The organism is Silvimonas amylolytica (assembly GCF_014645555.1).
In the GTDB taxonomy this organism is placed as follows: Bacteria; Pseudomonadota; Gammaproteobacteria; order Burkholderiales; family Chitinibacteraceae; genus Silvimonas; species Silvimonas amylolytica.
Genome location: NZ_BMLY01000001.1, coordinates 155,891 through 169,600, shown reverse-complemented (window position 1 = coordinate 169,600; position 13,710 = coordinate 155,891). Strand labels below are relative to the sequence as shown.

General features: G+C 57.7%; 11 protein-coding genes and 1 riboswitch. Of the genes, 4 read left to right on the top strand and 7 right to left on the bottom strand.

Translation table 11 applies throughout. From position 1 onward, the window contains the following. Positions 1-100 precede the first annotated feature (100 nt). Complete coding sequence (locus IEX44_RS00795) at positions 101-997, bottom strand: LysR family transcriptional regulator (RefSeq protein ID WP_188687734.1); 897 nt, start codon at positions 995-997, stop codon at positions 101-103. A gap of 143 nt (positions 998-1,140) precedes the next feature. Here IEX44_RS00795 and hppD point away from each other — a divergent pair, with 143 nt between their 5' ends. From hppD to maiA, 4 genes are read left to right on the top strand one after another with little or no spacing between them, the layout of a single operon-like run. After that, positions 1,141-2,196: a 4-hydroxyphenylpyruvate dioxygenase gene (hppD, locus tag IEX44_RS00790; RefSeq protein ID WP_188687732.1), complete on the top strand. Its 1,056-nt coding sequence runs from the start codon at positions 1,141-1,143 to the stop codon at positions 2,194-2,196. Then, positions 2,196-3,512 (top strand): homogentisate 1,2-dioxygenase, encoded by a 1,317-nt coding sequence (hmgA, locus tag IEX44_RS00785; RefSeq protein WP_229678675.1) that lies wholly within the window; start codon positions 2,196-2,198, stop codon positions 3,510-3,512. Before hppD ends, hmgA begins: the two co-directional genes overlap by 1 nt. Positions 3,513-3,515: 3 nt before the next feature. Then, on the top strand, positions 3,516-4,835 hold the full coding sequence (gene fahA, locus IEX44_RS00780; protein WP_188687730.1) for a fumarylacetoacetase: 1,320 nt from the start codon (positions 3,516-3,518) through the stop codon (positions 4,833-4,835). 14 nt (positions 4,836-4,849) lie between these two features. Then, positions 4,850-5,503 (top strand): maleylacetoacetate isomerase, encoded by a 654-nt coding sequence (gene maiA, locus IEX44_RS00775; RefSeq protein WP_188690307.1) that lies wholly within the window; start codon positions 4,850-4,852, stop codon positions 5,501-5,503. Between the two features lie 4 nt (positions 5,504-5,507). On the opposite strand, the gene uca is transcribed toward maiA, so the two are convergent. The 6 genes from uca to IEX44_RS00745 all read right to left on the bottom strand — a co-directional run bounded on the left by uca (position 5,508) and on the right by IEX44_RS00745 (position 13,472). Continuing rightward, entirely contained in the window at positions 5,508-9,110 is a 3,603-nt protein-coding gene (uca, locus tag IEX44_RS00770) for an urea carboxylase (RefSeq protein ID WP_188687729.1), read from the bottom strand. 96 nt (positions 9,111-9,206) lie between these two features. Then, the gene (locus IEX44_RS00765) at positions 9,207-9,887 is read right to left on the bottom strand and encodes an urea amidolyase associated protein UAAP2 (protein WP_188687727.1); all 681 of its coding nucleotides are present in this window, start codon (positions 9,885-9,887) and stop codon (positions 9,207-9,209) included. Between the two features lie 14 nt (positions 9,888-9,901). After that, positions 9,902-10,708, bottom strand: a complete 807-nt coding sequence (locus tag IEX44_RS00760; protein WP_188687725.1) for an urea amidolyase associated protein UAAP1 — start codon at positions 10,706-10,708, stop codon at positions 9,902-9,904. 23 nt (positions 10,709-10,731) lie between these two features. Continuing rightward, entirely contained in the window at positions 10,732-11,565 is an 834-nt protein-coding gene (locus IEX44_RS00755; RefSeq protein ID WP_188687723.1) for an ABC transporter ATP-binding protein, read from the bottom strand. Positions 11,566-11,571: 6 nt separating this feature from the next. Further along, the gene (locus IEX44_RS00750) at positions 11,572-12,420 is read right to left on the bottom strand and encodes an ABC transporter permease (protein WP_229678674.1); all 849 of its coding nucleotides are present in this window, start codon (positions 12,418-12,420) and stop codon (positions 11,572-11,574) included. Between the two features lie 62 nt (positions 12,421-12,482). Next, positions 12,483-13,472 carry an ABC transporter substrate-binding protein gene (locus IEX44_RS00745; RefSeq protein ID WP_188687720.1) on the bottom strand — a complete coding sequence of 330 codons (990 nt, stop codon included), beginning with the start codon at positions 13,470-13,472 and terminating at the stop codon, positions 12,483-12,485. Positions 13,473-13,545: 73 nt separating this feature from the next. Further along, positions 13,546-13,710, bottom strand: a riboswitch (guanidine-I (ykkC/yxkD leader).

Genomic DNA, 13,710 nt, shown 5'->3' with positions numbered 1-13,710 from the left:
ATTCAAAAACAACTGCAACCAATTGAATATCATCCATATTTTTTGAATTCGAAAAATATTGCGGCAAGTCACAAAAACAGGTGAAATTTGCGCAGGCATGCTACGGATGGCCGGCGACTATTTCGTTCAGAACATCCAGAAATCTCGCTGCGGCTGGCGACAAGGACCGGTCTGGCCGTCGATAGACAGAAATTTCTCGCGACAATGCCGGTTCTACCAGCGCGATGCGCTGCAACTGAAACGCGCCGGCCAGCGGCGCTACGTAATCCGGCGCGATCACAATACCCAGCCCCGCGCCGGCCAGCCCCAAACCGGATGTGACATAGGCGACCGTCCACGCTGGCGTAAGTTGCAGTCCCGGGTGTGCGTCCTGCAACTCTGGCAGCAGACGTGATGAGAAGTCGCTTTCCATGATAATCAAAGGCCACTGCTGCAGATCACTCCAGGTGATGTGCCGTTGCACCGCCAATGGGTGGTCTGCCCTGCACCACGCTGCAAACGGACTGCCAAACAAGGGTGTGCGCGTGAGATGTGCATCGTTTTTTCGATCCGGGCCGATGGCAAAATCGACCTCGCCACTGACCACCTGATCCAGCATGTCTTCCAGCAATGTGTCGACGAGTTTGAGTTGCACCTTGGGGTGCTCCCGCTGATAACGGGCGATCACTGGCGCCAGCAAGGTACAGGCAAGAATCTGCGGCGCACAGGCGCGCACCTGGCCTTTTTCCAGTGTGGCCAGATCAGATGCGCTGCGAACGGCACTTTGCAGGTCATCAAAAATTTGCCGGGCCGCAGGCAAAAACTCCGCTCCGGGCTGAGACAACGCCACGCGCCGGGTGGTGCGATCAAACAACTTGAAGCCGATCTCGGTTTCAAGATCCTTCACCAGCAAACTTAGTGCAGATTGCGTCAGATTAAGCTCACGCGCGGCTTCGGTGAACCCGCCATGATGTGCAACGGCCAGAAATGCCCGCAATTGCCGCAAAGTAATATTCATGAGTTTTTCTTGATAATTGATTGAAATTATTCGTTTGAATAATAGACGGGCACAAGGTGAAATGAAATGCATGTCCGACCGGCAAGACGTAGCCACAAGCTGACGCACAACAAGCCGGCACCAAACACCCTGGAGGCAACGCAATGTGGGAAAACCCGCTCAACACGGATGGCTTCGAATTTGTTGAATACGCTTCAAGCAATCCTGCCGCGCTAGCTACCCTGTTTGAACAACTGGGCTTTACCGCCATCGCAAAGCACCGTCGCAAGCACGTCACGCTGTATCGTCAGGGTGATATCAATTTCATTTTGAATGCCGAGCCCGCCAGTCAGGCTTCGCGCTTTACCGCCACGCATGGGCCCAGCGCCAACGCTTTTGCATTGCGCGTCAAAGATGCGGCCTTTGCGGTCGAAGAACTCAAAAAGAAAGGCGCCAGGCTGGTCGAGTCCGGCGCAGGACCGATGGAGTTGCAGATTCCGGCCATTGAAGGCATTGGCGGTGCGCTCGTCTACCTCGTGGATCGTTACGGCCAGCAGACGATTTACGACGTGGACTTTCGCCCCATTGCCGGCGTAGACCAGCATCCATCGGGTGCCGGCCTGACTGAGATCGACCACTTGACCCACAATGTCGAGCGCGGACACATGGACTTGTGGGCCAACTTCTACGCGGACTACTTCAATTTCCGCGAGATTCGTTATTTCGACATCAAGGGCAAGTCTACGGGCCTGCATTCGCGCGCCATGACCAGCCCCTGTGGGCGTATCCGCATTCCGATCAATGAATCGGCCGATGACAAGAGCCAGATTGCGGAATATTTGCGGTTGCATCACGGCGAAGGCATTCAGCACATCGCGCTGGCCAGTGCCGATATCTACGCAGCCGTAGAGCAATTGCGTGACAACGGTATTCGCTTCCTGGACACGCCAGATACGTATTACGAACAACTGCCGGGCCGCCTGCCGGATCATCATCAAGACATGGCGCGACTGCAACGCAACCGCATTCTGGTTGATGGCGAACCCATGGATAAAACCGGTCACGAAGACCTGTTGCTCCAGATTTTCACCGACACCGTGATCGGCCCGCTGTTCTTTGAAATCATTCAGCGCAAGGGCAATGAAGGCTTTGGCGAGGGTAATTTCAAAGCACTGTTTGATTCCATTGAAGAAGATCAGCGCCGCCGCGGCGTGATCTGATGGCAATGCTCATGACCGGCGATCTGCATTACCTGGCAGGCTTTGGCAACGAATTGCAAAGCGAAGCCCTGCCCGGCGCGCTGCCACAGCACAACTCGCCGCAGCATTGTCCTTACGGGCTTTACGCCGAACAGATTTCGGGTACGGCATTTACAGCGCCGCGTCACCAGAATCGGCGCACCTGGCTGTACCGGATTCGACCCAGCGCCGGTCAGGCTTGTTCGCAACCGTATGTTCAACCCCGTTTTACCGCTGAATTACGGTCTGACACGCCACCAGAGCCCATGCGCTGGAATCCATTGCCGCTCCCCACCTCACCGGTTGATTTTGTAGATGGACTGGTGACCATGGCGGGCAATGGTAGTGCGGCGCTACAGCATGGTTTTGGCGTGCACTTGTATGCCTGCACCCGGTCAATGGCGGGCAGAGTCTTTTGCAACGCGGATGCAGAAATGCTGATAGTGCCGCAGCAAGGTGCGTTGCGTGTGGTGACAGAGCTGGGCTTGCTGGATGTCGAACCTCAGGAAATCGTCGTCATCCCGCGCGGCATCCGCTTTCGGGTTGACCTGCTTGAGACCAGCGCGCGCGGATATGTTTGCGAGAACTTTGGCGCGCCGTTTCGCTTGCCGGATCTCGGTGTTATTGGTGCCAATGGCCTCGCAGCTGCGCGGGATTTTCTTCATCCCGTGGCCTGGTTTGAAGATTGCGCCACACCGACACAATTGATTACCCGCTACCTCGGGCAATTGTGGCAAGGCGAACTGGGTCATTCTCCGTTCGATGTCGTGGCCTGGCACGGCAACCATGCGCCATACAAGTACGACCTGCGCCGCTTCAATGCGTTGGGTTCAGTCAGTTTTGACCACCCTGACCCATCTATTTTCCTGGTATTGCAAGCCCCATCTGATACACCCGGCGTCGACCATATCGATTTCGTGGTTTTTCCACCGCGTGTGCTGGTCGCGCAAGATACGTTCCGCCCACCCTGGTTTCATCGCAACGTAGCCAGTGAGTTCATGGGGTTGATTCACGGTAAATACGATGCCAAAGCCAGTGGCTTTGTCCCCGGTGGCGCCAGTCTGCACCCATGCATGACCGGCCACGGCCCGGATGTCGCCACGATTGAGCGAGCTTTGCAGGCGAACACCACCAGGCCGGACTATCTGACCGACACCATGGCGTTCATGTTTGAGACGCGCCTGCCCATGCTGCTGACCGACTACGCGCTGGACGGACCGCTGCGACAAACAGACTACCTGGATTGCTGGTCAGGCGTTCACAGTCGCTTCGTCGGCGGCACTCACCCGCAAGGCTAAGACATGCTTCAGATCAACGAAACCCACGACCCGGCCTTGCGTAGCTGGATTGCCTCCGCCAATGACCCTCTCACGGATTTTCCTTTGCAGAATCTCCCCTTCGCGGTGTTTCGCAGGGTTGGTAGCGCTGAGGTGTGGCGGATTGGCGTAGCAATAGGCGATCAGGTGCTCGACCTCACGCACGCGTTGTGTGTTGATGGGCTGCCCGATCTGAAAGAATCATCACTACTGGCGGCCTGCCGCCAAAGCACGCTCAACGACTTGATGAGCCTGGGTTTACCGGCCTGGTCTGCGCTGCGACTGGGGTTGTCACGCGCCTTGCGCGAAGGCTCCGCCTGCGCGTACGTATTGATGGATGCGCTGGTAGCGCAATCCGCTGTGGAATATGCACTGCCTGCGCATATTGGTGACTACACGGATTTTTATACGTCCATCCATCACGCCACACACGTCGGCGCCCTGTTTCGCCCCGACAACCCTTTGTTGCCCAACTACAAATGGGTGCCAATCGGCTATCACGGGCGAGTATCGTCCATTGGCGTTTCTGGTCAGCAATTCGTGCGGCCACTAGGTCAGACTTTTCCGGCCGGTGCTACGGAGCCTGTATTTGGCCCTGCCGCACGCATGGATTATGAACTGGAGCTAGGTGTGTTTATCGGCAAAGGCAACGCGCCTGGTCAACGCATTGCACTCGATCAGGTGGATCAACATGTGTTCGGGCTTTGTTTGTTGAATGACTGGTCAGCACGCGATATCCAGGCCTGGGAGTACCAGCCACTCGGCCCGTTTCTGGCCAAGAATTTCGCCACCACCATTTCGCCCTGGGTGATCACGCTAGAAGCATTGGTGCCATTTCGTCAGCCCTGGACGCGCGCTGAAGGTGATCCACAACCCATGGCCTACCTGGATTCGCCCTTGCACAGAGATACGGGCGCGATGGGCATCTCGCTTGAGGTTGGCATCCGGACGGCTGAAATGCGTCGCGCAGGCTTGCCGGCCCAATGCCTGGGCCGATCGCGGTTTGAGCAATCGTACTGGAGTATTGCCCAGATGGTGGCGCATCACACGGTCAACGGTTGCAACCTCCGGGCCGGCGACTTGCTGGGCAGTGGTACGCAGTCTGGCCCGCAATCCCATGAGGCGGGCTCACTGCTGGAGCTCACCCGTGGCGGGCAACAACCCCTCACCCTTGCGAATGGTGAGGTCCGCACCTTCTTGCAAGATGGCGATGAAGTTTCCTTGCGCGGGCGCTGCCAGGCCAACGGTGCGGTCAGTATTGGCTTTGGTGTGTGTAGTGGCACATTGCTGCCGCCATTGCCCTGAATGCGAGAGACATGATGACCGATGATCTGGTGCTTTATTCCTATTTTCGGAGTTCAGCCGCTTACCGCGTCCGCATCGCGCTGAACTTGAAGAACATTCCCTATCGCATTGAGCCAGTTCATCTTTTGAAAAATGGAGGCGACCAGCATACGGCGGATTATCTGGCCATCAATCCAGAGGGGCTGGTGCCTGCATTGCGTCACGGCGACCTTGTTCTGACGCAATCACTCGCCATCATCGAATACCTTGAGGAGTTGGTGCCGAGCCCATCGCTGCTGCCTGCCGGCCCGGCAGCACGTGCTCAGGTACGCGCGCTGGCGTTATTGATTGCCTGCGATATTCATCCCGTTAACAATCTGCGTGTAGTGCAGTATCTGCAATCCGGATTGGGGTTGGCTGACGCGGCCAGGCAGGCGTGGTACCGGCACTGGGTTCAACTGGGTCTGAGTGCGTTTGAGGCGCATCTGGCGAAAAAACCCGATGCGCTCTTTTGCTGTGGCGACCAACCCACTATGGCGGATTGCTGTCTGATTCCACAGTTGTTCAATGCCCGTCGTTTTGATTGCGATCTCAGCGCATGCCCGCGTGCCGTTGCCATCGAAGCGCATTGCCAAACCCTGCCTGCGTTTACCAGGGCGGCGCCAGATAATCAGCCTGACGCCGCCTGACCCATCAGGCCGCTACGGTTTCCTCTGGCTGGATTACCAATAGATTTTGCCCGGCGCTCACTGGCGTGCCGGACTGACATAACACCTTGAGTACGGTGCCCGACGCCGGCGCAGTCACATTGATTTCCATTTTCATGGATTCAACCACCATGATGACATCACCTGCAGCCACGACGTCCCCCTCCTTGACTGGTACTTGCCAGACATTGCCGGCAACCTGGCTGGGAATGCCACGCGCGCCGTCCGGCAACTCGTCTTCTTCAGGGCCGCCTGTACTGTTGGCCTGATCCATGCTGTAGTTGTTGGCACCCGTGGCTTCCCAATGCGCCCGTTCGGCGTCGAATGCAGCCTGCTGGGTGGCCTTGAAGGTCGAAATGCTGTTTGCGTTCTGCGCCAGGAAGCGGTTGTAATCACCAAGCCGGAATTCGGTCTGTTCAATCTTGATTTCAAACCGCCCTTGCAAAAAGTCTTCCCGCAGTGTGAGCAATTCTTCGGCACTGACCGGGTAAAAGCGGATCTGGTCAAAAAAGCGCAGAAGCCATGGCTTGCCAGCGACAAAATCCCGCGTCGTCTTGTGCCGATTCCACATCTGGATCGTGCGGCCAACAAATTGATAACCTCCTGGCCCCTCCATGCCATACACGCACATATAGGCGCCACCGATACCCACGGCGTTTTCTGGTGTCCATGTTCTGGCCGGGTTGTATTTGGTGGTCACCAGCCGGTGGCGTGGATCCAGTGGTGTGGCAACCGGCGCGCCCAGGTAAACATCCCCGAGCCCCATGACCAGATAGCTGGCATCAAAGACGATCCGCTTGACGTCTTCAATGCTTTCAAGCCCGTTAATGCGGCGAATGAATTCAATATTGCTGGGGCACCATGGCGCATCCGGCCGCACGGACTGCATGTATTTTTCGATAGCCAGTCGTGTGGCGGGGTCATCCCAACTGAGTGGCAAGTGCACGATGCGTGAGGGTACGGTCATCTCGTCAATCGACGGCAATGCGGCTTCCGCGGCCTGAACGTGCGCCAACAGTTGCGCCAAGGGCAAAACGCGGCTGTCATAATGAATTTGTAGCGACCGGATGCCTGGCGTCAGATCGATCACGCCGGGTAGTTGGGTGATCTCGAACGCGTTATACAGCGCTTGCACACGAAACCGCAGATCAAGGTCGAGTACTAGCGGGCCGTATTCAACCAGCAGGTATTTGTCTCCGGCTTGACGACACACGAGCGCTGGGCGATCTGCGGAGGCAGGTAGATCCAGCACAATGGGTTCGTGTTGTGTTTCGGTGAGATGCACCGCTACGGGTCTATCCAGTCGTTCGATTGATGCCTCCAGTGAGGCTTCAAGCGCAGCAGCATCGACCTGGCTAATGCGCTTGAAACGGACGGTATTGCCTGGGCGCAATTGCCCCATTTTCCACAGTTCGGCCTGCACAATCACAGCCGGGCAGACAAAGCCCCCGAGGCTGGGGCCATCCGGGCCGAGAATGACGGGCATGTCGCCGGTAAAGTCGATGGCGCCGATGGCATAGGCGTTATCGTGGATATTGGACGGGTGCAGCCCCGCTTCGCCGCCGTCGGTACGTGCCCATTGCGGCTTGGGGCCAATGAGCCGCACACCAGTACGGCTGGAGTTGTAATGCACCTCCCAGTCGGTACTGAAGAACATCTCGACGTCAGCCTCGGTAAAGAAGTCCGGCGCGCCATGCGGGCCATACAGGACCCCGATCTCCCAGTGTGGAGCATATTGCGGCGCAGCCCCGGTTTGCATGGCCATCGGCACGCCACGCGCCGTACCCAGATGCAAGACGTCCCCTGCCCGCAAGGTGCGTCCGCCGTGCCCGCCAAATTGTCCCAGCGTGAACGTGGATTTGCTGCCCAGATAGTCTGGCACGTCAAATCCGCCCGCTACAGCCAGATAACTGCGGCACCCGTCCCCTTCAATGGCACCCACAACCAGTTGATCGCCGCTTTGCACGGAGACCGCTTGCCATTGCGGCAACGCCTGACCATTGAGGGTGGCGCGCATGGCGGCCCCGGTAAGCGCAATAACGGTGGCGCAATTGAAGCGCAGCGTTGGCCCCGTGACGGTGAATTCGAGTGCGGCAGCACCTTCTGCGTTGCCGACCAGTTTGTTTGCCAGGCGCATGGCACGGCTATCCATCGGACCGGAGGGTGGGACGCCAATATGCCAATAGCCGGTGCGTCCGGGGTAATCCTGGATGCTGCTTTGCACGCCGGCATCCAGCACATCCAGGGTATTGGGAGAATAAGCAAACGTGGAGAGATAGCGCGTAATCTGGCGCCCTTGGCTGAATGTGGCATCAGCCAGTATCTGGCGCAGGTATTCCAGGTTGGTTTCGATGCCGTCCAGTCGGGTTTGCGCCAGTGTGGACTGCATGCGTGCTAGCGTGTCGGCCCGATCAGCGCCATGAGTCAGTACTTTGGCCAGTAACGGGTCATAAAAAGCAGGGACATCCGTGCCCCGCTCTACCCAGCTATCGACGCGTGCGCCTTCGCCAAAGTGCACCTCGGTCAATAGCCCTGCAGAAGGCTGGAACTGCTTGTTGGCGTCTTCCGCGTACACCCGCACTTGCATGGCGGCGCCCTGCGGCCGGTGCGTATATGCCGCCAGATCCGGGCCCTCGTTTGCGGCGGCCTGCAGCATCCACTCAACCAGATCAACCCCGGTCACCAACTCGGTCACTCCGTGCTCAACTTGCAAACGGGTATTGACCTCCAGAAAGTAAAACTCACCTGATTGCGTGTCGTACACAAACTCGACGGTGCCGGCAGATTGATACCCCACCGACGCAACCAGCCGCACTGCGGTATCGCACAGGTTTTTCCGTTGCTCATCACTCAAGTGCGGTGCCGGGGTTTCTTCAATGACTTTCTGATTGCGACGCTGCGTGGAGCAGTCCCGCTCGCCCAAATGAATGATTGTGCCGTCACTGCTGCCAAATATCTGCACTTCAAGATGTCGGGCATATTCGACAAATTTTTCCAGATAAATGCCACCATCCTTGAAGTTGTTTTTCGAGAGCCGCTCTACCGTTTGCCAGGCTTCAGCCAGCTGTGTTTCATCCCGGCACAGCTGCATGCCAATACCACCACCACCCGCTGTACTCTTGAGCATGACCGGATAGCCAATGTTTGCTGCAGCACTGCGCGCGGCACTGACATCAGCCAGCAGGCCGGTACCGGGCAGGAGCGGAATATGATTTTGCTGTGCCAGCTCACGCGCTGTGTGCTTGAGGCCAAAGGCGCGCATATGTGCCGGCCTGGGGCCGATGAATGTAATGCCGCTGGCAGCGCAAGCTTCAGCAAATGCCGCGTTTTCAGACAAAAAGCCGTAACCCGGATGGATGGCCTGCGCGCCGGTCTGGCGGGCGGCAGACAAAATGGTGTCGCTCAGCAAATAGCTTTGGGCGGCTGGCGCAGGCCCGATGCAGATGGCCTCATCGGCCATGTGGACGTGTTGTGCGTGGCGATCGGCTTCGGAGTACACCGCCACCGAGGCGATGCCCAGTTTTTTCAGTGTGCGGATAATGCGGCAGGCGATTTCGCCGCGATTGGCAATCAGAACCTTGCTGAACATGATGGCGCCCTTGACGGCGTGCGGGTCGTCCCGCGGAGAGGCGTGCAGCGCCGGGTCGTCCCGGTGTGCAAAGTGGCTATGCAGTGGTGAGTCAGATCAGTCCCAGATCAGCAACTGGATCGGGGTCGGGTTCCATGCGTTACAAGGATTGTTAAGTTGCGGGCAATTGGAGATCAACACCCAGACATCCATTTCGGCGCGCAGCTCCACATATTTGCCTGGGCCGGAAACACCATCATCAAACTTGAGATCACCGGTTTCGGTGACGGGCACATTCATGAAGAAATTGATATTGGGTACAAGGTCGCGCTTGTTCAGGCCAATATCGGCATGCTGCATGGCCAGCAAGTAATTATCCCGGCAGGAGTGCATGTATTTTTTTTGAAGTGCGTACCGGACGGTATTGCTTTCGGCCGCGCAAGCGCCGCCCAGCGTGTCATGGCGCCCGCAGGTGTCCGCGACAATGGTCAACATGGGGTTGGCGTCGCACGAATACAGCGTAGTACCAGTAGTCAGGTAAATGCCGCCCTGGCGCAGCATGGTTTCCGTGGCGCTGTAATGCTCGCTGATATCGTGACGGTTGTAGAACAAGACGTCCGCAGCCTGATTGCCTTCCAGATCAACGATTCGCAGCGTCTGTCCCTTTTTGACCTCATGCAACCAGGGCTCGCCCGCGGGTTGGTGATGGTCGAGTACGGCGACGCGTGGATCAAGCGCGCTTTCCTGGATGCGAAATGCGGCGGCCGTTGCGAGTACTTCGTTTTCGATGACGGTCATATCCGTTCCTTCAGTCAGACAAGGTATTGCATGTCGGCGTTATGCAAGGCGCGAGCGTTTTCCGGGCGGAACTGCCGGCAATAGTCCTCTTTGGGCGCACTGCCGGAGTGCCATGCCACCAACCCGATTTTTGCTGGCGCGTACTCAGTGCGCGGGTCCAGCGGGTGTGGGGCGCTGGAATACGCAATCAACGTATCCATATCGAACCGCAATTCAACGTAATCGCCAGCCTTGCCATGGTTCGGCATGAACACGAATCGGCCCTGGGGGTCCACGGCAACCTTGCTGAACAGATTGACCGGCGGGATCAAATCCCGCTTGGTCAGCCCGTACTTGCCGATTTCGATCAATAGCCCATCTTTGCCATTGCGGTGCATCGCGTTGCGGGCGGTTTCAAAGTCACGATCGCCATATTTGTGCTGGCAGGTTTGCGCGTCCAGCAAGGCGCCCAACGGGTCATGCCAACCGAGCGTGTCTGCGGTGATAGAGGCCAGCGAACGCCCCATGTCGCTCATGAAGACATGCCCACGCGTGTAATGCGCAGTGTGCTGGGCCTTGAGTGAATCCGGCATGCTGTAGCGCTCCAGTTTTTCTTTTGCGCTGTACAGCACCAATGACAAGTTGGCACCGGCCTCCAGCATCACGAAACGCAGACTGCTGCCGCGCGGCATGACGCCAGACCAGTGCGCGCCGCCCGGCATGATTTCAGACCACATTACTTTGTCTTGCGGCAGGTCTGCGGCGAAATTGCGCCAGAACTCCGGCGCATCCACCGGGCTGGCTGCTGGCGGATTGGCGGGTATGCGAGAAAAATCATTCATGTCCATGCTCCTTGCGAGGTCATTCAGGCAGTGGCGCCAGACAGTTTTTGCAGTTGTTCCAGATCGGTTTTCACCCCGGCGGTATCGCGAATGCGATCCAGGATTTCGCGCTTGAGGCGCAGAAATTCGGGCGCGAGCTTCATGTCCTGGTTGCGCGCAAACGGCAGTGGAACGTGATAAAGCGAGTCGATGCGCCCTGGGCGCGGTGCCATCAGCACGACACGGTCGCCAAGGTAAATGGCTTCCTCCACGTCATGTGTGACGAAGACGATGGTGACTTTCTCCAGGCGTCGCACGTGGCAGATCAAGTCATGCATCACTTCGCGCGTTTGGGCATCCAGTGCGCCAAAGGGCTCATCCATCAGCAAGATACGGGGCTTGCTCATCAGTGCCCGCGCAATGGCCACGCGTTGCTGCATGCCGCCGGACAACTGCGCCGGATATTTTTTTGCGGCAGCGGTCAGGCCCATCAAACTCAGCAAGGCATCGGCGCGCCCGCTGGCTTGCTCAACATCGGCACTGGTGCGGTTTTGCTGGTTCACCGCCAGGCGTCGGCTGAATTTGATGTTGTCCATGACGTTTAGCCAGGGGTACAGACTGTAGTGCTGGAACACCATGGCTCGATCCGCACCCGGGCCATCGATAACGCGACCATCCACGGCAATCTGACCGCTAGTGGGTGTTTCCAGTCCGCCAATCATGCGCAATAGCGTGGATTTGCCGCAGCCAGAAGCGCCCACAAAGGTGATGAATTCGTTATCGCCGATATTGAGATTTGCATCCTGCAGGGCTTGTACGGCATGTGCGCCATTACCAAATACCTTGTTGACGTCCCGTATTTCGATCTTCTGTGGCATGTGTGTTTACCTCTTGGCCAGCCAGGGAAATGCAAGTCGATGCACCAGACGAAACATCTGATCAATGACCAGACCCATCGCCCCAATCAACAAAATGCCGCCGAAAATCTTGTCGGTCTGCAAAAAACGTTGTGCCTTGAGAATGGCAAAACCTACGCCAGAATTGGCAGCCACCAGTTCGGCAACAACCAGATACGTCCAGGCCCAACCCATGGTGATGCGCAGCGTGTCGAGTAGCGCCGGCTTGGCGGATGGAATAATCACCAGCCGGATGATTTCACTGCGGGTGGCGCCCATCGTTTGCGCGGCCTCGATTTGTGCATCCGGCACGCGACGCACATCCTCGGCCACCATCAGTACCATCTGGAAAAACGTGCCGATAAAAATGACCGCTACCTTGGCGCCTTCATCAATCCCGACCCACAGCATGATCAGCGGCACAAAGGCGACGGCTGGCATGTAGCGAATAAAGTCGGTCAAGGGCTCGAGCAATGCTTTTACGGGGCGAAACGTACCGATCAACAAACCCAGCGGAAGCGCCACAACCAGCGATAACGCCCAGCCGGCGCAAACACGCCAGGCGCTAATGGCCATGTCCGTACCCAGGTTGTCGTCAGTCCACCATTGCGCTAACCGCTCTGCGACCTGCATGGGGCCGGGCAGGAAAACCGGCGACACCCACTGGGTGGCAGAAAGCGCCCACCATACCACGAGTGGCAATAGCAGCCCGGTTAGCGCGATGAGTGCATATTGCCGACGCCCAAGTTGGCCGCGGATGGCCCAGAACGTGCTGCGCCGAGGTGCTGATGTCATGCCGGCGACATGAGGTGCCGGAATGGTTTCAGGTGCAGACATGGGCGTTTCTCCTTGTGTGGCATGGGGTTGCACCAGTGCGGGCGGCAAGCCCGCACCTTGCATCACTTGGCCGCTTCCTTGACCAGCGAGCCATCCAGCCCTTTGGTGAAGTCAGGCTTGCCATCGACCAGTTTGTTTTCCAGCAAGAACTTGTTGATGGTGGGCGCGACCGCTGCCAGAGAAGTGGGGCTGGCCGGATTGAAAGCGTCCGCGTTGTCTTTGGCAGTAAAGAACCGGGTGCCCGGCAAGAAGGCTTTGTATTCGTCCGGTTTCATGCTGACCACTTTGGACATGATCTTTGAGGCCTCATCCGGGTGCGCGCTGATGTAGGCTTGCGCGTCATACCAGGCCTTGATCATGCCAACCAGTTCCTTGCGCTTGGACTGGATGGCTTTGTCCTGGGCGACCAGCAGATCCGGGATCAGCCCGGGCATGTCTTTCGAGGTGAAAAGCGCATGACCCTTGCCCGAAGTCTGGATGGTGTTAACCCAAGGGTTCCACACCACTGCAGCATCTACCCGGCCGGCCATGAAGGCCGCAGCGGCATCACCCGCAGAAAGATTCGTCAGCTTCACATCTTTGAGCGACATCCCGTGCTTTTCCAGCGCCGTCACCAGAACAAAGTGCGAGATGCTGTATTGCTCAAGCGCGATGGTTTTACCCTTGAGGTCCGCAAAAGATTTAATGCCGGGACCGACCATGAGTGCGTCATTCCCAAACGAATTGTCGTTAACCAGAACGGCTTTGACCGGCACGCCCTTGGCCAAGGGCGCCATGGTGTCGGACCAGGTTTGGGAGTTGGCATCCAGCTGGCCACTCGATAACGCGGAGATAGAGTCGGTGTAGTTGGCAAACCAGACGAGCTTGACGTCCGCGCCATATTTCTTGAAGTAGCCGTTTTGCTCGGCCACGTACCAGGCCACCCAACCCGGCCAGTCAGAGACGCCGACTTTGACCTCGGCACGCGCCAGTGGCGACCAGGCGGACAACATCACAAAAGAAATGGCAGCAAGACGACAGAGGGTACGGCGGACAGCTTGGCGGGCAAACATGGCAAGGCTCCTCTTGGACAATTCGGGTACGAGAGGCGGGCAGACAATGTGCGCATACACTGTATCTGTCGCGACCTCCCGGGCTTTTGTCCCGCCGTGGAGCCCCTGGCAGTTCAACAAGCCCTGCACTGCTACGTGAGGTCTTGCTGGCCAGTCATCACGTTGTGATGGAAGGGCCGGAAAGCTCTCGGACCAGTAGTTCATCCCCGTGGGGACCGGAACCCTAGCTTTCCTGTAA